The sequence below is a fragment of the Nocardioides zeae genome, from assembly GCF_010686755.1.
GTDB lineage: Bacteria > Actinomycetota > Actinomycetes > Propionibacteriales > Nocardioidaceae > Nocardioides > Nocardioides zeae.
The window spans coordinates 130,995-149,083 of the sequence record NZ_JAAGXA010000002.1; the positions used below are offsets into that span (position 1 = coordinate 130,995).

19 protein-coding genes are annotated in these 18,089 nt (G+C 72.7%); 10 read left to right on the forward strand and 9 right to left on the reverse strand.

What is annotated here, in order from left to right; translation table 11 throughout:
- Positions 1-4: 4 nt before the first annotated feature.
- The 4 genes from G3T38_RS03965 to G3T38_RS03980 form a co-directional block, all read right to left on the reverse strand.
- On the reverse strand, positions 5-355 hold the full coding sequence (locus G3T38_RS03965) for a VOC family protein (protein ID WP_163770793.1): 351 nt from the start codon (positions 353-355) through the stop codon (positions 5-7).
- Between the two features lie 481 nt (positions 356-836).
- Positions 837-1,343: a hypothetical protein gene (locus tag G3T38_RS03970; RefSeq protein ID WP_163770794.1), complete on the reverse strand. Its 507-nt coding sequence runs from the start codon at positions 1,341-1,343 to the stop codon at positions 837-839.
- Positions 1,340-2,074 (reverse strand): LrgB family protein, encoded by a 735-nt coding sequence (locus G3T38_RS03975; protein ID WP_338037452.1) that lies wholly within the window; start codon positions 2,072-2,074, stop codon positions 1,340-1,342. Before G3T38_RS03975 ends, G3T38_RS03970 begins: the two co-directional genes overlap by 4 nt.
- On the reverse strand, positions 2,071-2,460 hold the full coding sequence (locus G3T38_RS03980; protein ID WP_163770795.1) for a CidA/LrgA family protein: 390 nt from the start codon (positions 2,458-2,460) through the stop codon (positions 2,071-2,073). The genes G3T38_RS03975 and G3T38_RS03980 overlap by 4 nt, the downstream gene beginning before the upstream one ends.
- A 42-nt stretch (positions 2,461-2,502) precedes the next feature.
- Here G3T38_RS03980 and G3T38_RS03985 point away from each other — a divergent pair, with 42 nt between their 5' ends.
- Positions 2,503-2,862: a hypothetical protein gene (locus tag G3T38_RS03985; protein ID WP_163770796.1), complete on the forward strand. Its 360-nt coding sequence runs from the start codon at positions 2,503-2,505 to the stop codon at positions 2,860-2,862.
- A gap of 4 nt (positions 2,863-2,866) precedes the next feature.
- On the opposite strand, the gene G3T38_RS03990 is transcribed toward G3T38_RS03985, so the two are convergent.
- Both G3T38_RS03990 and G3T38_RS03995 read right to left on the reverse strand, forming a co-directional pair.
- The gene (locus G3T38_RS03990; protein ID WP_338037453.1) at positions 2,867-3,493 is read right to left on the reverse strand and encodes a DNA-3-methyladenine glycosylase I; all 627 of its coding nucleotides are present in this window, start codon (positions 3,491-3,493) and stop codon (positions 2,867-2,869) included.
- The gene (locus G3T38_RS03995; RefSeq protein ID WP_163770797.1) at positions 3,490-4,494 is read right to left on the reverse strand and encodes a pirin family protein; all 1,005 of its coding nucleotides are present in this window, start codon (positions 4,492-4,494) and stop codon (positions 3,490-3,492) included. The genes G3T38_RS03990 and G3T38_RS03995 overlap by 4 nt, the downstream gene beginning before the upstream one ends.
- Positions 4,495-4,615: 121 nt before the next feature.
- On the opposite strand from G3T38_RS03995, the gene G3T38_RS04000 reads away from it, so the two are divergent.
- Both G3T38_RS04000 and G3T38_RS04005 read left to right on the forward strand, forming a co-directional pair.
- On the forward strand, positions 4,616-5,743 hold the full coding sequence (locus G3T38_RS04000; RefSeq protein WP_163770798.1) for a glycosyltransferase: 1,128 nt from the start codon (positions 4,616-4,618) through the stop codon (positions 5,741-5,743).
- Positions 5,744-6,170: 427 nt separating this feature from the next.
- Positions 6,171-7,238 carry a hypothetical protein gene (locus G3T38_RS04005; protein ID WP_163770799.1) on the forward strand — a complete coding sequence of 356 codons (1,068 nt, stop codon included), beginning with the start codon at positions 6,171-6,173 and terminating at the stop codon, positions 7,236-7,238.
- A 76-nt stretch (positions 7,239-7,314) separates the two neighbouring features.
- Here the strand turns inward: G3T38_RS04005 and G3T38_RS04010 are convergent, their stop codons facing one another.
- The gene (locus tag G3T38_RS04010) at positions 7,315-8,550 is read right to left on the reverse strand and encodes a trypsin-like serine protease (RefSeq protein WP_163770800.1); all 1,236 of its coding nucleotides are present in this window, start codon (positions 8,548-8,550) and stop codon (positions 7,315-7,317) included.
- A 344-nt stretch (positions 8,551-8,894) separates the two neighbouring features.
- Between G3T38_RS04010 and G3T38_RS04015 the strand changes: the two genes are divergently transcribed.
- The 5 genes from G3T38_RS04015 to G3T38_RS04035 all read left to right on the forward strand — a co-directional run bounded on the left by G3T38_RS04015 (position 8,895) and on the right by G3T38_RS04035 (position 13,076).
- Positions 8,895-9,437: a SigE family RNA polymerase sigma factor gene (locus G3T38_RS04015; protein WP_163770801.1), complete on the forward strand. Its 543-nt coding sequence runs from the start codon at positions 8,895-8,897 to the stop codon at positions 9,435-9,437.
- Between the two features lie 10 nt (positions 9,438-9,447).
- Complete coding sequence (locus G3T38_RS04020; protein WP_163770802.1) at positions 9,448-10,398, forward strand: hypothetical protein; 951 nt, start codon at positions 9,448-9,450, stop codon at positions 10,396-10,398.
- Between the two features lie 410 nt (positions 10,399-10,808).
- On the forward strand, positions 10,809-11,900 hold the full coding sequence (locus tag G3T38_RS04025) for a hypothetical protein (RefSeq protein WP_163770803.1): 1,092 nt from the start codon (positions 10,809-10,811) through the stop codon (positions 11,898-11,900).
- Positions 11,897-12,331, forward strand: a complete 435-nt coding sequence (locus G3T38_RS04030; RefSeq protein ID WP_163770804.1) for a hypothetical protein — start codon at positions 11,897-11,899, stop codon at positions 12,329-12,331. Before G3T38_RS04025 ends, G3T38_RS04030 begins: the two co-directional genes overlap by 4 nt.
- Before the next feature lie 10 nt (positions 12,332-12,341).
- A complete protein-coding gene (locus G3T38_RS04035) occupies positions 12,342-13,076 on the forward strand; it encodes a hypothetical protein (protein WP_163770805.1) in 735 nt (244 codons plus the stop codon).
- A 6-nt stretch (positions 13,077-13,082) separates the two neighbouring features.
- On the opposite strand, the gene G3T38_RS04040 is transcribed toward G3T38_RS04035, so the two are convergent.
- Complete coding sequence (locus G3T38_RS04040) at positions 13,083-14,609, reverse strand: PucR family transcriptional regulator ligand-binding domain-containing protein (RefSeq protein ID WP_163770806.1); 1,527 nt, start codon at positions 14,607-14,609, stop codon at positions 13,083-13,085.
- A gap of 169 nt (positions 14,610-14,778) precedes the next feature.
- Here G3T38_RS04040 and G3T38_RS22480 point away from each other — a divergent pair, with 169 nt between their 5' ends.
- The gene (locus G3T38_RS22480) at positions 14,779-15,231 is read left to right on the forward strand and encodes a deaminase (protein WP_163770807.1); all 453 of its coding nucleotides are present in this window, start codon (positions 14,779-14,781) and stop codon (positions 15,229-15,231) included.
- Positions 15,228-16,526 (forward strand): cytosine permease, encoded by a 1,299-nt coding sequence (codB, locus tag G3T38_RS04050; RefSeq protein ID WP_163770808.1) that lies wholly within the window; start codon positions 15,228-15,230, stop codon positions 16,524-16,526. Before G3T38_RS22480 ends, codB begins: the two co-directional genes overlap by 4 nt.
- Here the strand turns inward: codB and G3T38_RS04055 are convergent.
- Positions 16,501-17,985 (reverse strand): sensor histidine kinase, encoded by a 1,485-nt coding sequence (locus G3T38_RS04055; RefSeq protein WP_163770809.1) that lies wholly within the window; start codon positions 17,983-17,985, stop codon positions 16,501-16,503. The genes codB and G3T38_RS04055 overlap by 26 nt on opposite strands.
- Positions 17,986-18,089 lie beyond the last annotated feature (104 nt).

Consider the following 18,089-nt stretch of genomic DNA (forward strand, 5'->3'; position numbering starts at 1 on the left):
GGGCTCAGTGCGCGGCGACGCAGAACTGGTTGCCGTCGGGGTCGGCGAGCGTGACCCAGCGGAAGTCGCCCATGCTGCGGTCGGCCACGAGGGTCGCGCCGGCGTCGACGAGACGCTCGGCCTCGGCGTCCAGGTCACCGTCGGCCGCCCCCAGGTCGAGGTGCATCCGGTTCTTGCCCGGCGTCGGGTCGTCGACCTTCTGGAAGGCGAGCCGCGGCCCGCCCGGAAGCTCGAGGACGACGAACCAGCCGTCGTTCTCCTCCAGCACCGTCGCTCCGGTCTGGGCCGACCACCACGCCGCGAGCGGAGCCGGGTCGGTGGTGTCGATCGTGATCATGCCGAGGGTCAGGGTCATGGGCCGCACGATAGGCGCCGCCGGTGACGGTCCTGGGTGGGTCCGCGCGGGCTCGCGGGCCGGGCTCGGAAATGTGCGCCTGGGACAGGCCCCAGCCCGTCCGGACGACCCCAACCGCACACTTCGGCGCCCCGACCGGGCGACCGCCAGCACCCGCCCGAACAAGCCCGAAGCCCTGAGCCGGGGCGCCACCCGCGCCGTACCCCCGCCGCTCCGCAATGTGCACCTGGGACACGCCCCAGCCCGTCCGGACGACCCCGACCGCACACTTCAGCGCCCCGACCGAGCGACCGCCAGCACCCGCTCGAGCAAGCCCGAAGCCCTGAGCCGGGGCGCCACCCGCGCCGTACCCCCGGGCTCAGAAATGTGCACCTGCGACAGGTCCCAGCGCATCCGGACGACCCCAACCGCACACTTCCCAGCGCCGACCGGGCGACGCCCGACCGAACGACCGCCGACACCCGCCGGACGCCCCCTTCGCTCAGCGCCCCAGCCGCCCCTTCCGCAGCTCGATCAACCGCTGCCGCGCGGCCCCGCGCACGCGGCGGGTCGTCCCGCGACCCTCGAGCACGGTCAGCGTCGCGGGATCTCGAGCCGTACCGGCGACGCGGAGCTGCAGCCAGGGAGTGCGGTCCGGCAGCGCCGCCACCTCCTCGGGCGACGCGCGGCCGTCGAGCACGTTGTCGAGCATCTCGAGATCGTCGGCGCGTCGAGCGGCGTACGCGCGCTCCTCGGCGGGCAGTGCCGCCACCCACGTGGCGCGCTCGCCCGGTGCGACGACCTCGAGCGCACTCGTGACGACGGACGCCGCCATCACGCTGTCGGGCTCGTCCCTGGTCGCGGCGAGCACGAGCGGGTGCAACGCGATGTCGCCCAACGCCTCGGAGAGCACCGCCCACCGTGCGTGCTCGTCGGTGGCGAGCCGATCCACCACGGACACGTCCGCGCCCAGTCGCCGCGCCAGCTCGTCGAGCGCCGACACGCTCACGCCCCGAACAACGCCAGCAGCACCGGCAGCAACACCGCCGTGCCGAAGGCGGTCAGCCCCATCGCCAGCCCCGCGAAGGCGCCCTCCTCGGGGTCGTCGGCGAGCGACCGCGACGTACCGATCCCGTGCGACACCGCGCCCATCGCCACCCCGCGGGCGTGGGGGTGCCGCACTCGGGCGAGCGTCATGAGCCACGGGCCGAGCACGGCGGAGACGATCCCGACGCCGATCGTCAGCACGGCGGTGAGGGCTGCGATGCCGCCGGCGTCGCCCGAGAGCACCAGCGAGACCGGCGTGGTCGCCGCCTTGGGGGCCATCGTGATCGCCAGCTGCTCGTCCCCGCCGAGCAGCTTCACCAGCCAGAAGCCCGTGCTCACCGAGACGACGACGCCGAGCGGGATGGCGACGAGCAGCGGCAGGAGCAGGCGGCGCAGGTGGTGCGCCTGTCGGTGCAGCGGCACGGCGAGCGCGACCGTGGCCGGGCCCAGCAGGAAGGCGAGGAGGTCGCCGCCGCGGGAGTACTCGCCGTACGACGTCTCCGTCGCCAGCAGCACCGCCGAGACGAGCGCGATCGCGACCAACACCGGTTGCGTGGCCGGGTGCCGGCCGCAGCGGTGGTGCACGGCCCGCCCGACCCGGTACGCCGCGAGCGTCAGCAGCACGCCCAGCAGGGGCGATCCCTGGAGCCAGGCCCAGGTCGCCTCCGGCTGCCAGGCGACGAGCGGGATCACCGCTCCCGCCGGGGCAGCAGCAGCGTGACGGTCCAGCCGACGACGACGAGACCGACGGCCCACGACGCCACGAGCGCCCCGACGATCGGGATCGCGTCGTCCCGCACGACCGCGAGGAACGCGACGATCCCGACTCCCGCCGGGATGAACAGCAGCTGCAGGTGGGCGAGCAGCCCGTCGGCCGCGGCCAGCGTCGCCGAACGAGGTCCGGGGCGACGCACCTGCAGGGCGACGAACAGGCCGAGCATGCCGATGACCGCCCCGGGCACGGGGATGCCGAACGTGCGCACCACGAGCTCGCCGACGAACCAGAAGCCGAGCAGCCACAGCAGGCCGTCGAGGAAGACCACCGACGCGGGGCGTGGGGGCCGGGCGCGGGAGGTCATGGCGAGGAATTGAAGCAGGAGCGGACGCGGTACCGTGCAGAGGTGCCGTCCACGACTCCCGCACGACCGACGCCGAAGAAGCGCCGGCACCTGATCGACTTCGACAACCCGCCGCAGGCCGCGCCGCCGAAGGTCGCCGAGGAGCGCCTCACCAGCGTGCAGCAGTGGGTCATGTCGGTGCTCATCGTCACCACCGCGCTGCACCTCTCGGGCGGCCTCGTCGTGGCCGCCCTCGCGATCGACGGCCACCTGGCCTCGCGCGTCGGCCTCGTCGTCATCGCCGCGATCGTCGGCGTGCTCGGCATGGCCTGCGGGCTCCTCGTGCACCGGCGCTCGCCGCTGCACTGGCTGCTGGTGCTCGGCCTGCTGCCGGCCGCCATCGGCAGCATCTGGATCTTCTGACCCGTCAGGTCCGACCCGCCCGCCCCACTCCCCGTCGGTGACACGCCACGAGGTGGGTGTCGACGAGACCCGTCGCCTCCATGAGGGCGTGCATGGTGGTCGGCCCGACGAAGGTCAGCCCCCGCTTCTTGAGCGCCTTGCTGAGCGCCAGCGATCCCGGCGACGTGGTCGGCACCTCGGCGACCACCCGCGGCGCGGGCTGCTCCGGCGGACGGAACGACTCCAGCAGGTCGGCGAACGCCTCCGGGCCCTCCTCCCGCATCGCCAGCACGGCCCCCGCGTTCACGATCGTCGCGTCGACCTTCGCGCGGTTGCGCACGATCCGGGCGTCGGCCAGGAGCGCCGCGCGTTCCTCGTCGCCGTACGCCGCGACCCGCACCACGTCGAACCCCGCGAAGACCTCCCGGAAGGCCGGACGCTTGGCGAGGATCGTCGCCCACGACAGCCCCGACTGGAACGCCTCGAGCGTGAGGCGCTCGAAGTAGGCCGTCTCCCGCTCGACGCCGCGGCCCGCGACGGGAACGCCCCACTCCGTGTCGTGGTAGTCCCGCATCGGTCCCGGTCGCGCGGCCCACGGGCAGCGGGCCACGCCGTCGTCGCCCCGGACGGCGTCCCCCAGGGGGAGGGTCACCGCCGCTCGCGCAGCCGCGCGTTGGGCAGCACGGGGGCGGGGATCGGCGGGAGGTGGTCGCCGACCACGATCCCGAAGCGACCGTCCGCGACGTCCTGCGAGTCCTCCACCACCGTGTCCGTGCCGGCCGTGACCTGCGCCTGCCACGCCTCGCGGTAGGCGACGACCTCCTCGTGGGTGCGCCCCACGAAGTTCCACCACATGACGATGGCCTCGCCGAAGGGCGGCCCGCCGAGCAGCAGCACCCGGGCACCCTCCCCGCCGGCGACGAGCGTGAGCGTGAGGTGCTCGGGCGCGACGTACGCCAGGTCGCTGCGCCCCGCCGCCACCCCCTCGACGGTGACGTCACCGAGGTCGACGAGCACCCCGTGCTCGTAGGTCGCGTCGACGTCGAGCGTCACGCTGGCGCCCGGCTCCAGCACGAGCTCGGCACCGAGCAGCGGCGTGAAGGTCGCCACCGGCGACGTCGAGCCCAGCAGGCTGCCGAGGAAGACACGTGCCTCCACCCCGGGCGCGTGCACGGTCGGCGGCGCGTGGTGCTCGAAGGCGGCCGCCGTGTCGCGGTGCGCGTCGGGCAGCGCGACCCACAGCTGCGCCCCGTGCAGCTCCGTCGTGCCCGGCGTGGACACCTCGGAGTGGCTGATCCCGTGGCCCGCCGTCATCAGGTTGACCTCGCCCGGGCGCACCATCGCGTGGGACCCCACCGAGTCGCGGTGCTCGATCTCGCCGGTGAACAGCCAGGACACGGTCTGCAGCCCCGTGTGCGGGTGGGGCGCGACCTTCATGCCGCCGGACTCGGCGACGAGGTCGGGCCCGTAGTGGTCGACGAAGCACCACGCCCCGATCAGCGAGCGCTCCCGCTGCGGGAGCGTGCGCCGCACCAGCATCGCGCGCGGACCGCCCAGCGGCACGTCACGCGGCTCGAGGATCTCCACGCCACCACCCGCAGCGTCGCCCGCCCGGCACTCGACCTCGTCCGGACGTGTCTCCGTGTTGCTCATGGGGCCATCCTGCCGCCGACCACCGACAATCGCACCCGACTCGTCCCCAGCCCCCACCCGACACCCCGGTTCCACCGGCACGGCGCCGACCGTTCACCCGGCCCCGGCAGCCTCTGCCCGCGTGCGCATCGCTCAGCTCGCCAACTTCATCGGCCCGGCCTCGGGAGGGATGAAGACCGCCGTCCAGGCGCTCGCGGAGGGGTACGTCGCGGCCGGCGCCGCCCGGCTCCTCGTCGTACCCGGCCCCGCGGACGCCCGCTACACCACACCTCTGGGCGGCGTGGTCCAGCTCCGCGCGCCCCGGGTGGGCGCGAGCTACCGCCTCATCGTGGAGCCGTGGCGGGTCATCGACGCCCTCGAGGAGTTCGGTCCCACGGCGATCGAGGTCAACGACAAGTCGACGCTCCTGCCCGTCACGCGGTGGGCGCGGCGCAACGGGGTCGCCTCCGTGCTGTTCTCCCACGAGCGGCTCGACCACATGCTCGCGATGCGCATGGGTCTCGACGCGAGCGTCAAGACGACCATCGGCCTCTACAACAAGATCCTCGTGCGGCAGTTCGACACCGTCGTCGTCACGTCGGGGTTCGCGCGGGCCGAGTTCCGCCTCCCGGCCGCCGCCGCCGGCTGCCCACTGGTGCGGGTGCCGCTGGGCGTCGACCTCGCGACGTTCCGCCCCGCACCGGCGTCCGTGGTGCGCCACGACGGCCCGCTCCGCCTCGTCCACGTCGGCCGGCTCTCGCGGGAGAAGTCGCCCCACCTCGCCGTCGCGACGGCCGTCGAGCTGCACCGCCGGGGCGTCGACGTGCAGCTCGACGTGTACGGCGACGGCCCCCACCTCGACGAGCTCCGGGCCATCGCGGGCCGGGCGCCCGTGACCTTCCACGGGCACGTCGCCGGTCGTGCGGAGCTCGCCTCCCGCGTCGCCTCCGCCGACGTGGCGCTCTCGGTCTGCCCCGGCGAGACGTTCGGCCTCGCCGTGCTCGAGTCGCTCGCCTGCGGCACCCCCGTCGTCACGGCGTCGAGCGGCGGTGCCCGGGAGCTCGTCGACGAGCAGTCGGGGGCCTGGGCCCCGCCGCGCCCGTCCGCCCTCGCCGAGGCCGTGCTCGCCGTGGCCGCGCGGCCCGAGGCGCAGCGGCGGCGGGCGGCCCGGGCGCGGGCCGAGCAGTTCCCGTGGAGCGCCACCGTCGACCGCATGCTCGCGGTGCACGACCGGCTCGGCAGTCGTGCCCCGCGGGCCCTCGTGGCCTGAGGGCGGAGGCGGGCACCGGCGTCCCGGTGCGCCGCACGACATGAGGCGCTCGTCAGCCGCCGGCGGTCGTGGTGTTGATCGCCTCGGTCGTCGATCGGAGTCCGACTCCGCGTCGCCCTTCACCACGAGCGCCTGAACCGGGCAGCGCACAGGCGTCGCACCGACCCGAGTGGCGCTCGGACGACGTGCCCCGACCGGGTTCCGAACGACCGCTGGTGGCACAGGGCCTGCGGCTGGCGATTCCACCAGAAGTCGGCGACAGCAGGATCTCAGCGAAACCCGCATCGACCTGGAACCCACGGTTCCATCGTCAGCGTCCTCGTACGACGACGTGTCGATGGAGATGACCCGTCGCCGTGCAGCACGACCGAAGTCACCCGACATCGTGCCTGTCGACGTCTGGTTCACCTGAGAGGCAGGCAGTCACATGAGACGAACGATTCACAGCACAGCCGTCGTCGCCATCCTGTTGCTGAGCGGCTGTGGCGTCGACTCCTCCGTGGTCCGGGGCCAGGCGCTGTGGGACTACGAGCCGTCGCCCACCCTGACAGCCGACATCGACCGGTGGGACGTGGCGGTCAGCGGGAAGGTGCGCAGCTGGTCGCCCGGTCGTTCCATCCATGACGACGGAACGGTGGCCCACTGGGCGGTCCTGGCGGTAGACGTCGAGGACGCGGCCAAGGTCGTCGACGAGTCGCAGCGCGAGGCCGTCTACTTCTCGGTTCTCCTCGGTCACGACCTGCTCGAGCCCGACAAGGAGTCAGCGGCCGAGACCCGGGCTTCGCGGCTCGCGGAGTTCGAGGAAGCGGTGCCAGCTGGCACGCGCATCATCGGCATCGGTCCCATGGAGAACAACTCCCCGGAGCAGTACTCCGCAACGGTGCGGGTCGAGCAGCCAGCCGAAGACCCCACAGGGGGCGCACCGCTCGTCGCGCTGAGCACCCAGGGCGGCATCCTCGAGACAGGTACCGGCGGCTTCGACGCGATGCGCGCGGAAGTCGTGGACCTCGCCTCGTGGGCGGCCCACGCGGCTCAGCTCGCGGTAACGACGCCAGGGCCCACAACGCGAGCGGCAGCTTTGACAACCTCGCCGCAGAGCTGGCCCAGTACAAGCCGCAGTGACCTGATCGAGAGGTCAAGAACAAGCGGTGGGCCATGGAGCGATCAGGCCACGCCGCAGGCAACTCATGAGACCGGGAAGAGACTGCAGGTCGCTTCCCCGGTCTCCCTTCTTTTCTCCGCTAGCAGCGTCTTCGGCACAGACGCAGTCCTCATCGCGCGGCAACTGGTGCGACCGAGGCACGAACCCTCCGTTCGATCACGACGGCTCAGAGCCGCCGTGCGCGGAGAACACCAGTTCCGCTCACGAACGAAGTCCACCTGCTCTAACAGAGAAGGGCCGTTGGTGACCCCCGATCGCCGGCCGGGATGGATTGGGACTGGCACGCCTGCAAGCTGGGCCAGCTGGTTCGCGAACTGGCGCCAAGAGAAGTGACGAGCGGCGCTCACCCTGGCTTACGGCCAGGGTGGGCGCCGCATCGGCTCGACGCACTCACGTGGCGTCCGCGGGCCTAAAGACTCCAGCCGGGGGTGAACTCGTTGAGGCGCGCGATGAGGTCCTGGTGGGAGATGATGCCCACTCGTCGGTAGCAGTTGCCTGCCCAGCCGTCGTTGTGGGTGTCGCAGGGCACCGTGCCCTGAGCGTCCGAGGCGACCGAGATGAGACCGCCGACGTACAGACGGTCATCATCCTGAATGATCAGCGGGCCCCCACTGTCACCGTGCGTCGCCATGCCGTGAGTCGACGTATTGCCTTGCACGAACGTGATCCAGCAGGTCTCTGTGCACGCACTACGGTTCCCTGGGGGGACGTTCTCGCGGGCGACGATGGATCCGATGTGCTCCCCGGACTGCGCCCCGTTCGTCGCTACGCCCATGCCGACCACAGTGCCGCTGAAGGCGCCGCTCACTGCCTTCTCGGACTGCGAGAAGATGCCGCCGCGGAAGATCCAGTGCGTCAGGTTGTGGCCCGTGGCCATGGTGGCGATGTCGTAGTCGGAGAATGGGGTGGTGTTGCCCGAGTTGGTTCCTGGGTAGAGACCGAGGTTCCCGTCCGACTGGTAAGCGGTGTCGCGCTCCCCGGCGCCGGTTACGCAGTGGGCAGCGGTCATCATGCGGAACCGAACGACTCCGCCGCTGCTGGTGTTGCGGACGGCGTATCCGGTGGAGCAGTGCATGAATCCGACTGGTTCCCCTCCGAACCTGAATGAAGCACCGCCGTTCAGCGGGGGGGCGTCCGTGTGGCGGTTGTCGAGGGGGACGAGCCCGGGCGCGCCGGTGTCGTCAACGAGGATGATGTCCGTCCCGAGTTCCCGGGCGACGGCGGGACCATCGACCGTTCCCTCATACCGCACGACGACCGCTGAGCCGTCTCGTCGGTGGGCCAGGCCCGTGATCGCGGGGTACTTCTCGTACGGGAAGGAGTTGATGATTGACTCGAGGGTGGGCCGGTCGTTTTTCGCGTCCGAGATCTCGACCTTGACTTCGGGCAGCTCGGCAGCGATCTTGGCCAGCGCTTCTTCGGGCGCGGCCTTGTCCACCCAGAAGAGACGCAGGGTCATTTCGGTCTGGTCGAAGGATGATCCGGCGAATCCGCGGGGGATCGGCTGACTTCCGGTTCCGTCGGTGATGGTGGAAACACCGACGATGTCGAGGGCTTCGAGCAGCAGTTGACTGCGGCGGTCGAACTCCTCCTCGCCAAGGGCTTCGTACTCGGCGTCGGTGTTGAGGTACTCGTTCAACCCCATGGCGGTGTCCCAGTCGGGGGCCTTGTCGACCTGAAACTGCGTCTCGCTTCGCGTGTCGGTCTCGGCACTCGCTGTCTGGCTGGTCGCTAGCGATAGGCCTCCGGCAATGAGTACCAGCAGCGCACTTACTGATCGGATTTTCACGTTGACTGACCCCCTGTGTGGTGTGCGCGTGACGCTATAGAGACGTCGTTTTCAAGTCCACGTGGTCTAGTCCTTACAAGATTCTGTAGCAACGTGTCATCGCGCCACCCACCTCGCGCGTCTATATGGGTGTAAGGGTCACCGACAGAGGGAGGGCACCCCGTGCAGTTCCACTCCGCGAGCCTCGAGGACGGCATCACATGACGGAAGCGTCGTTCGAGGAGTTCATAGCTGCTTCGCAGCCGCGGCTGACGGCGCTGGCGCGGTCGATCTCGCGGGAGACGGCTGCGGCGGATGACCTGGTCCAGGGCGTCATGGAGCAGATGTGGATTGTCTGGCAGAAAGACCGACCGGTGAACCCTCACAGCTACGCGAGGACGGCGCTGGTTCGGCGCCACATCAGCTCCCAGCGCCGCGCCCATCGTCGCCGCGAGGTCCTCGGAATGGACCCCACCGACGTACCGGCCCCCAGCAGCTTTGACGCCGCGACCAGCGACCGGTGGATGCTCGTCGATGCCCTCAGGAGGCTCCCCCCGCGTCAACGCGAAGTCGTCGTCCTGCGCTACTTCGAAGACCTGACGATCGAGGAGGTCGCCGACCTCCTCGGCATCTCCCAAGGAGCCGTCAAGCGGCACGCCCATCGAGGCGTTGCCCGACTGCGGACAATCCTCGCCCCCGCCCCCGCCCCCACCCCCGCCCCCGAGTCACGATCCGCCTCCCCCCAGTTCCGCTTCTCACCGTGAAGGACCTGCGATGACCATCCGTCAGCCGTCCACGCGCCGCGACGACCCCGACACCTCGTTCCTCGCCCCCTACCAGGCGACGTACCGCAGCAACGCTGTCTGGGGACCCGAACCTGCACCCCGTCGGTTCACGTCGAGGCCCGCCACCACAGGACGCAGCCTCAGCCCCTGGCTCGCAATCCCGGTCGCGGCCGCCGCCGTCGTGGGCATCGCCGTGGCAGCGCCCCTGGCGTTCGATCGCACCGGAGATTCCCCCAGCGGAGCGGCCACCGCCGGCGCCTCGGTCGATGCATCCACTGAGCAGGCCCTGCTGTCCGAGGCTTACGCCGCACTCGACCCCTTCAACAGGGTGCCGGCCGACTTCGATGTGCTCATCACCTCCGACGGTGAGGCCCTGAACTTCTCGTTCCGCTACTGGATGCCCACCGACGAAGCCGACTACGCGCCAGTCCACGAGGCAGCCCTCGCGTTCGCCGCAGAGCATGGCCTCCAGGGGGCCATCTCCGAGATGATCCCCGCCGACGGCTGGGGATCGGACGCCGCGTCCGCCCTCCGACAGACGCGATCCACGATTGACACCCTCTACGCCTCGAGTCCCGAAGCGGGTTACTCCGCCTCGTCCCAGTTCGACCTCGTCGACGACGGCCCGTGGATCCTGGTCTGGCGCACCACGCCGATCGCGGACATCGACGAAGCCGCCGAGAGCGCGGCCGCAGCAGCAGGCATCAAACTCCAGATCCTCGACGCGCAGTGGACCCAGACCCAGCTCGAGGGATACCTCGAGGAGAACGTCGGAGAAGACCTAGGGGGATTCACGATCACCGGGAACAAGATGACCCCCTCCGGGGTGATCCTTTGGGTCGACGGGGACCTCGCAACAGCGCAGAGCACTTTCGCCGAGACCCCCATCGTCCTCGCCATCCGGCCTGCGTCTGAACAAGGCTCGAACGTGCCGCTCTAGTATCCGGTCGCCGAGTCACGTGCTGAGCGCTTTCAATCAAACCCCGCGGCTGCGGGGTTGTGGCCGGCGGCCAGTCCACTGCGGTTTGGTACAAGAACAGCGCCCACCAGCGCGTTGCGATCGGGACGCGGGGCGGCGGTAGCACCACCTTCACTCGCGATCTGCGGCTCCTCAGCGTCGTTCGCGACTGACCACTGGGGGCGCCCAGCGCCGCGCCCCCAGCTCAGCGGGACAGGGGAGGAGTCGTGAGATTCCTCCCCTGTTCGCGCTTCCGCCAGCGTCTCTCGTTCCCGGCACTAGCCCGGCGCTGCTCGTCGACCCGACTAGCTTAGTGGCCTGAGTGCCACGGTTCGCTCGGTCACCGACCGAGCGGAGTTTCACCGTCCCTCCCGCGGGGCACGACCGGCGCCATGAGCTTCGACGTGGACACGACTGCCCTGCGCAGCGTGGCCGACGACCTGCACGCCATGGCGGCGGCGATCCCGTCCGCCCTCACCTACGCCGAGACCCACGTGCGGGCGCCCACGGGAGGCGTCACCTTCGACAACATCGTCGCGGAGCTGGACCGGGCGCGGGAGGACCTGCGCGCGGCGTACGCCCCCGACGGCCCCGTACAGTCCTACCTCCAGGGCGCGGGCGACGCGCTCGCCGCGAACGCCGACGACTACGACGCGACCGACGTCGCCCAGCGGGCGACCTACGACGCGCTGCTGGGCCAGATCGCCACCCCGGTCGACCCGGCGGAGGCCTTCGACCCCGACGGCGAGACCGCGGGCATCACGACCGCGGAGCTGACCGCCGAGCTGGCCGAGCCGGGCGACTTCTTCGAGGGCCTCGACGTCTGGCACGACATCCTCGACAACACCAGCTACGTCGTCAGCCTCACCTGGGCCATCGACGCGCTCCTCCAGATCCCGCTGTTCGCGCACATGCCCGACCCCACCCAGAGCCTCCGCGACACCTTCGACGGCGACTGGACGACGATCGGCACCGCGGCGCTGTCGCTGGCGGAGCTCAAGGACTTCTTCGAGCGCGCCGAGGCCGAGGTCGCCGCCTCCGTGCTCGCCGTCCAGCCGAGCTGGTCGGGCAACGCCGCCGACGCGGCGTTCGCCTCCTTCGCCGGGTTCTGCGAGGTGCTCGCCTCCCACCAGAGCGACCTGGGGCGCACGAGCCAGGGCTTCAACGGCTTCGCGATGGGCATGCGGATGCTCACCGACGCCCTCTGCAGCCTCATCGACTGGCTGTTCGGGGTGTTCATCGAGTGGATCGGCTTCGACCCGGCGGACATCCTCCAGGCCATCCGGCGCGGCTCGAGCCAGATCCTCAAGTGGGTCACCGCCGTGGCGAAGGCGATCGACCTCATCTTCCTCATCATCGACCTGCTGTTCGCCCTCGTGGCGGTCTTCCCGCTCACCCTGGGCCAGATCAACACCTACCCCGGGCTGGCCGTCCCCCACGGTGAGGCGACGACGTTCACCCCCTCCGACGTGGACGGCCCGTGACGCGCCCCGACGACGGGTGGCGCAGCCCGCGGGCCGACCGGCTCCCCGCCCGGGCCACGTCGGTGCCGGCCCCACCCCGCACCACGGTCGGGGCGGTGAACGACCACATCGAGTCCCACCTCCCCCGGGCCCTCTCCGCCTTCCGGGCCGAGGCCGACCGGCTGCCGCCGTTCGCCTCGGGTCTCCCCGGGGCGCCCCGGCGCCAGCTCGACCCCGTCGCGGAGGTGCTGCGGCGCACCGACGACAGGGAGCTGCACGCGCTCGCCGCCGCCGTACGCCGCGGGGAGGCCGACGAGCGCGAGCTGCGCCGCCACCCCGTCTTCGTGCGCACGATGCGTCAGGTGACGGCCGAGCGGCTGGCGGCCTACGAGGGCCTCGAGGTGCCGACGCCGCCCTACCAGGCTCCGCCCCCGCACCGTCGCCCTCGCTAGCCTCGGGACCATGACCGCGCCTGCCCTCACCCGACTCGTCACGCTCGTCGTCACCCCCGACGCCGGCCCGGCGGACCTCCCCGGGGACCTGCCCGACGTCGTCGGCGCCGTCGCCGTCGACGACCTGCTGCTGCCGACGGTCCGGGACCACGCGCCCGGGCTGCCCGTCACGGTGGTCGGCACCGGGGGCGCCGCCCAGGTCGCCGGTCCGCTCGGCCTGGCGGCCCGCGCCGGCCTCGTCCTCGCGGGGGTGCGCACGACGCTGCGCGACGCCGCCGACCCGGCGGGCAACGTGCGGCGCGTGCTCGCCGCGCTCGACCCCCTGCGCGACGACGGCACGCTCCCCGACGACGTGCCCGTGACCGTGGTGCTCCCCACCGGCGTGGGCGGGTACGGCGCGGAGGCCGCCCTCGACGAGATCGGGAACGCCGACCTGGTCGTGGGCCTCGACGCCACCCGGCCGGAGGTCTGGACGGCCCTGGTCGACGCCGCGCTCGACCGTGAGGTCGCCACGGAGACCGTGCGCGGCGACCGGGACCCCGTCGCCGTGCTCGCTGCCGTGCGGGCCTGCCTCGACGGCGAGCCCGACCTGGCTGCCCGGCTCCTCACCGGGGACGCCGCCGACGCCTGGGCCGCGTTCGACGCCGCCACCCTCGAGCGCACGCGGCGCTGGTGCCGTCGCGTCGACGTACCGGCGCAGCGCCTCGACGAGCGGGCCGCGGCCTGCGCTGCGCTCGCCGACTGAGGACCGTCAGAACGCCGCCTGCGGGTCGAGGCCCGTCCGCAGGCGCCACGCGGTCAGCGCCAGGGCGAGCCCGGCACGGTGCCCCGGGTCGTCGAGCCGCACCCCGAGCAGGCGCTCGATCCGCTCGAGCCGGCCGTAGAGCGACTGCCGCCGGATGCCGAGCGCCTGCGCGGTCGTGGCCTTGCTGAGCCCGTGGCCGAGGTAGGCGTCGAGGGTGCGGAGGAGCGCGGACCCGTGGGCGCGGTCGGCGTCGACGAGCGGGCCGATCTGCTCGACGACGAAGTCGGAGAGGGCCTGCGCCTCGGTCGCGCCGGTGAGGAGCCGCTGCACGCCGAGGTCGCGGGCGAGCACGACCCCGCCGGGACCGCCGTGCCGACGGGCCAGGCGCACCAGGTCCCGCGCGTCCTCGAGGCGGACGGCGAGGCTGCTGGGGTCGGGGTCGGGCGTCGTGAGCGCGACGAGCACGTCCGCCCCGGGATCGAGGTGGTCGGCCAGCCGCTCCACCAGGTCGGCGAGCCGGCGCCGGAGGACGCTGGTGTCGCCGCCCGGGGCGAGCCGCACGACGCCGACGACGTGGGTGCCGAGCACGCCCGGCACCACCGCGACCGCCCCGGCGCAGGACCGGAGGGCGGCGAGCAGGTCGGTGGGCGCCACCGCGGGTCCCGCGTCGAGCGCGAGCGCCGCGAGCGGGTCGCCGGGCGCGACGCGCAGCCCGGCGTGGCCGAGCCGGCCCAGCACCTCGGCCGTGGAGACCAGCGCACCGGCGTGGAGGTCGCTGACGAGGGCCTGCTCGACCGACGCGTGGCCCCCGACGTCGGCGTGCCGGCCCAGCTCGAGGGCGACGGCGACCGCTGCCTCCTCCGCCGTCCGGCGGCGGTGCTCGTCCTCCTCCGCCCGCAGCACGAGCACGGCCCGCACGCTCCGGGGCCCGGCCACCGGCACCGTCGTCGTCGCGTCGGGGGCGGAGACCGTGCGGATGCGGCTGCGCTCCACCAGCCGCCCCGCGAGGTCGTGGAGCTCGACCTGGCAGCCGGCGGCCCGGGCCACCTCGTCGAGGAGCGCCGGCAGGCCCGCTGCCCGCACGACGAGGTCCACGAACCGCCGCGCCACCGACTCCCCGCCACCCGGCGTCGTGCGGCGCCGCACGACGAGCTCGTGGAAGTCCTCCACGTGCCGCTCGAAGGGCACGACGCTGCCGGCGCCGAGCACGAGCAGCACGAGCCCGCGCTCCGCGGCCCGGCGCTCGAGCGGCGCCGGCACGTCGAGGAGGGAGCGGCCGAGCTCGAGGCCGAGGGCGACGCACCCGGCGGCGACGAGCTCGTCGACGTACGCCGCGAGCTGCGCGTCGCTGCGGCCGTGGAGTCCCAGCCCGGTGGTGAGCAGCAGCTCGCCGCCCTCGAGGAGGCCACCCATCTCGTACACCTCCGAGGAGTGCACCCAGCGCACCTGCGCCGCCGCGACGTCGCCGCACCGCACCTCGGGAGCGGCGGCCAGGAACGACGGCAGCCGCAGCACCTCCTGCAACGGGACCACCCGTCGTACCCCCTTCCGCTGGATCGACCGGACAGACCGTCCACCATGCCACCCTGCAGGGGTGACGCTCCGTCCCTTGGGGTACGGCGCCCCATCCCACCAGCATGTGTGCTGCATCACAAGCCCCGACCGGGCGGGACGGCCCGGCACGCAGAGGACGAGGTGGACCGTGGACGACGACCGGCAGTTCCTGAAGCACGCGATCGCGGAAGCCCGCACCGGCTGGGAGGAGGGCGGTGTGCCCATCGGCGCGGCGCTCGTGCACCGCGGCGAGCTGCTCGCCACCGGACGCAACCGCCGGGTGCAGCTGGGCAGCGCGATCCGCCACGGCGAGACCGACTGCCTCGAGAACGCGGGTCGCCAGCCTGCTCGCGTCTACCGCGAGAGCGTGCTCTACACGACCCTCTCCCCCTGCTACATGTGCGCCGGCACGGCGGTGCTCTACGGCATCCCGCGGATCGTCGTCGGCGAGAACCGGAGCTTCCAGGCCTCCGAGGACTGGCTGCGCTCCCACGGCATCACCGTCGACGTCGTCGACGACGACGAGTGCCGCGAGCTGATGGAGCGCATGATGCGCGAGCGCCCCGAGGTGTGGGCCGAGGACATCGGCGAGGAGGCGTGAGCGCCGGGCTCGAGGAGGGCACGGACGCCGCCGCACCGGTCGTCGACCCCGACTACCCCGTCACGCCGGTCCCGCTCCACGCCCGCAAGTCGTTCTTCTCGCTGGCGGTCGTGCTGCTCGGGTTCACCGTCTTCACGCCGACGATGCTCGCCGGCGCCGCGCTCGGCAACGCGTTCCGGCTCGACGGCCTCCTCGGCGTCATCCTCCTGGGGTCCGTGATCCTGGGCGCGTACGTCGCCGTGCTCGGCTGGATCGGCGCCCGCACCGGCCTCACCACCGTCGTGATGGCGCGCTACGTGCTGGGCACCTCGGGCTCGCGCTTCGCCTCCTTGCTGCTCGGCGGCACGCAGGTGGGCTGGTACGGCGTCATCATCGGCACCGTCGGCGCGCTCACCGCCCAGGCGTTCGGGTGGGAGTCCTACGCCGCCGAGGCGACCGTCATGGTCCTCGCCAGCGCGCTCATGTGCCTGACGGCCTGCTACGGCTACCGCGGCATGTACTGGGTCTCGCTGGTCTCCACGCCGCTCATCCTCGTGCTGGCGCTGTGGGTGCTGCAGCGCTCGCTCGACGAGGTCGGCGGCTGGGGCGGCCTGGCCGACGTCGAGCCGGGCGGCACGATGACGCTCGCCGTCGCCGTGACGACCGTGGTCGGCACCTTCGTGTCCGCGGGCACGCAGACCCCGAACTGGACCCGCTTCGCGCGTCGCGGCCGGCACGCCGTGCTCGCCTGCTGCATCGGCTTCCTCATCGGCAACGGCCTCATGATCTTCTTCGGCGCGGTCGGGGCGATGACGTTCGGCGAGGGCGACTTCGTGCTCGTGCTGTACCAGCTCGGGCTCGTCGGTTGGGGGCTCTTCCTGCTCTTCGGCAACCTGTGGAAGTCGAACGCGGACACGGCCTACGCCTTCGGCGTCGCTGGCGCCGCCATGTTCGACAAGCCGAGCAAGATCCCGTTCGTCGTCGGCGGCTCGGTGATCGGCACCGCGCTGGCGCTGCTGGGCGTGCACGAGCACCTGGTCGACTACCTGGTGCTGCTCGGGATCTTCGTGCCGCCGCTCGGCGGGGTCATCATCGGCGACTACCTCGGCCGCTGGCGGGCGGGCATGCCGGAGGGTGCCGCGCTGCCGCGGGTCGACCTCCCGGTGCTCGGCTGCTACGTCGTGGCCAGCGCGCTGGCCTGGGGCTCCGACCACCTGGGCATCGGCATCCCGCCGGTGGTCGGCATCCTCGCGGCCGCCGCCCTCGCGTACGCCGTGGGTCGGGCCCGCGTCACGCGCGGGGCAGCTCGACGCTGAAGCACGAGCCGCGGCCGAGCTCGGAGGCGACCTCGACCCGGCCACCGAGCCGCTCCACCAGCCTCCGCACGATCGTCAGCCCGAGTCCCGACCCGGACTGCTCGAGCGCGGCGGGGTTGGTGGAGCGGAAGAACTCGGTGAACAGGTGGCGCTGGTCGGTGTCGCTGATGCCGATGCCGGTGTCGTGCACCTCGATCCGCACGTGATCGGCGTCGGCGACGACCGCGACGCGCACCGTGCCGCCGTGCGGCGTGTACTTCACGGCGTTGCCGACGAGGTTGGAGAGCACGTGGCCGAGGTCCGTCGGGTCGGCGAGCGCGAGCGGTGCGTCGTCTGGGACGTCGAGCCCGAGGGCGATGGACTTCGCGGCGGCGGTGACCGCCACCGCCTCGACGGCCCACCGGGCGGCGGTCGCCACGTCGCACGGCGTGGACACCGCCGCCCGCGGTGACTGCGCCTGGGTGACGACGAGCAGGTTGTCGATGGTGCTGCCCATGAGGTCGACACCCCGGCGGATGTAGGCGGCCGCGTCGAGGTCGCCCTCGGCGGGCTCCGGCATGAGGTCGAGCGCCGCCGAGATGGTGGTGAGCGGTGTCCGCAGCTCGTGGGCGAGCGTCGTGATCATGCGCCCGCGGTACTGCTCCAGCCGGCGCAGCTCGTCGGCCGCCCGGCGCTCGAGGTGCCGGGCGCGGGCCGCGAGCACGACCTGGCCGAGGTCGTGGCCGAGGTCGAGCGCCGTCGCGCGCTCCGCGTCCGACCACGGCGGGTCCTCCGCACCGCGGAACACCCCGAACACCCCCAGGCAGGTCTCGCCGGCCCCGACGGGCGCCAGCAGCGCCCGGGAGAGCCCGATCCGCGCCAGGTCGACGATCCAGCCGCCGAGCAGCAGGTGGGCGTAGCGGTCGTCGGCGAGCTCCTCGACGCGGTCGAGGTCGTCGGCCGCGAGCGACCAGGTCTCCTGCGTGCGCCAGCAGGCCTCCATGATCCGCCGGAAGGTCGGCTGCAGGGCGTCGGGCACCGGGGGCAGGCGGGAGGGGATCGCGTGGAGCGCGTCCGTCCCGGGGACCCCCTCGTAGATCCGGGTCTTGACCGCGCTCGCCCCCAGCGCCCGGAGGAGCTCACTCTCGGAGGCGGCGAGCACGGCACCCGGGTCCTCCGCCGCGACCGCCGCACGGACGGCCGCCCGGGCCGCGGTCGCCTGCCGCACCTGCTCGGCGGCGCCGCGGTCGTCCGCACCCGCGCTGTCCTCCGCCCAGAGGAGCGCGTACGCCGCGAGCCCCGGCACCTCCACCACCGAGCCCCCGTCGGGGAGGTCGGCGGGCACGCGCCGTACGACGGCAGCGTCGAGGAGCCGCTCGCGCAGACCGGCCGGGACCGCGCCGCGGGACACCGCGACCCGGGCCCCGCGAGGGTCGTCCGGGTCCTCGACGACGAGGAGCACCCCAGCGCCAGCGTCCATGTCCCCCTCCGGCCCGAGCGTCGTCGCAGCTCCCCCGTCATCGGCGCGGCCGAGCGGGACCTGAGCAGGATCTTGGTGGAGATCGTGGGTCGGCGCAGGGGATC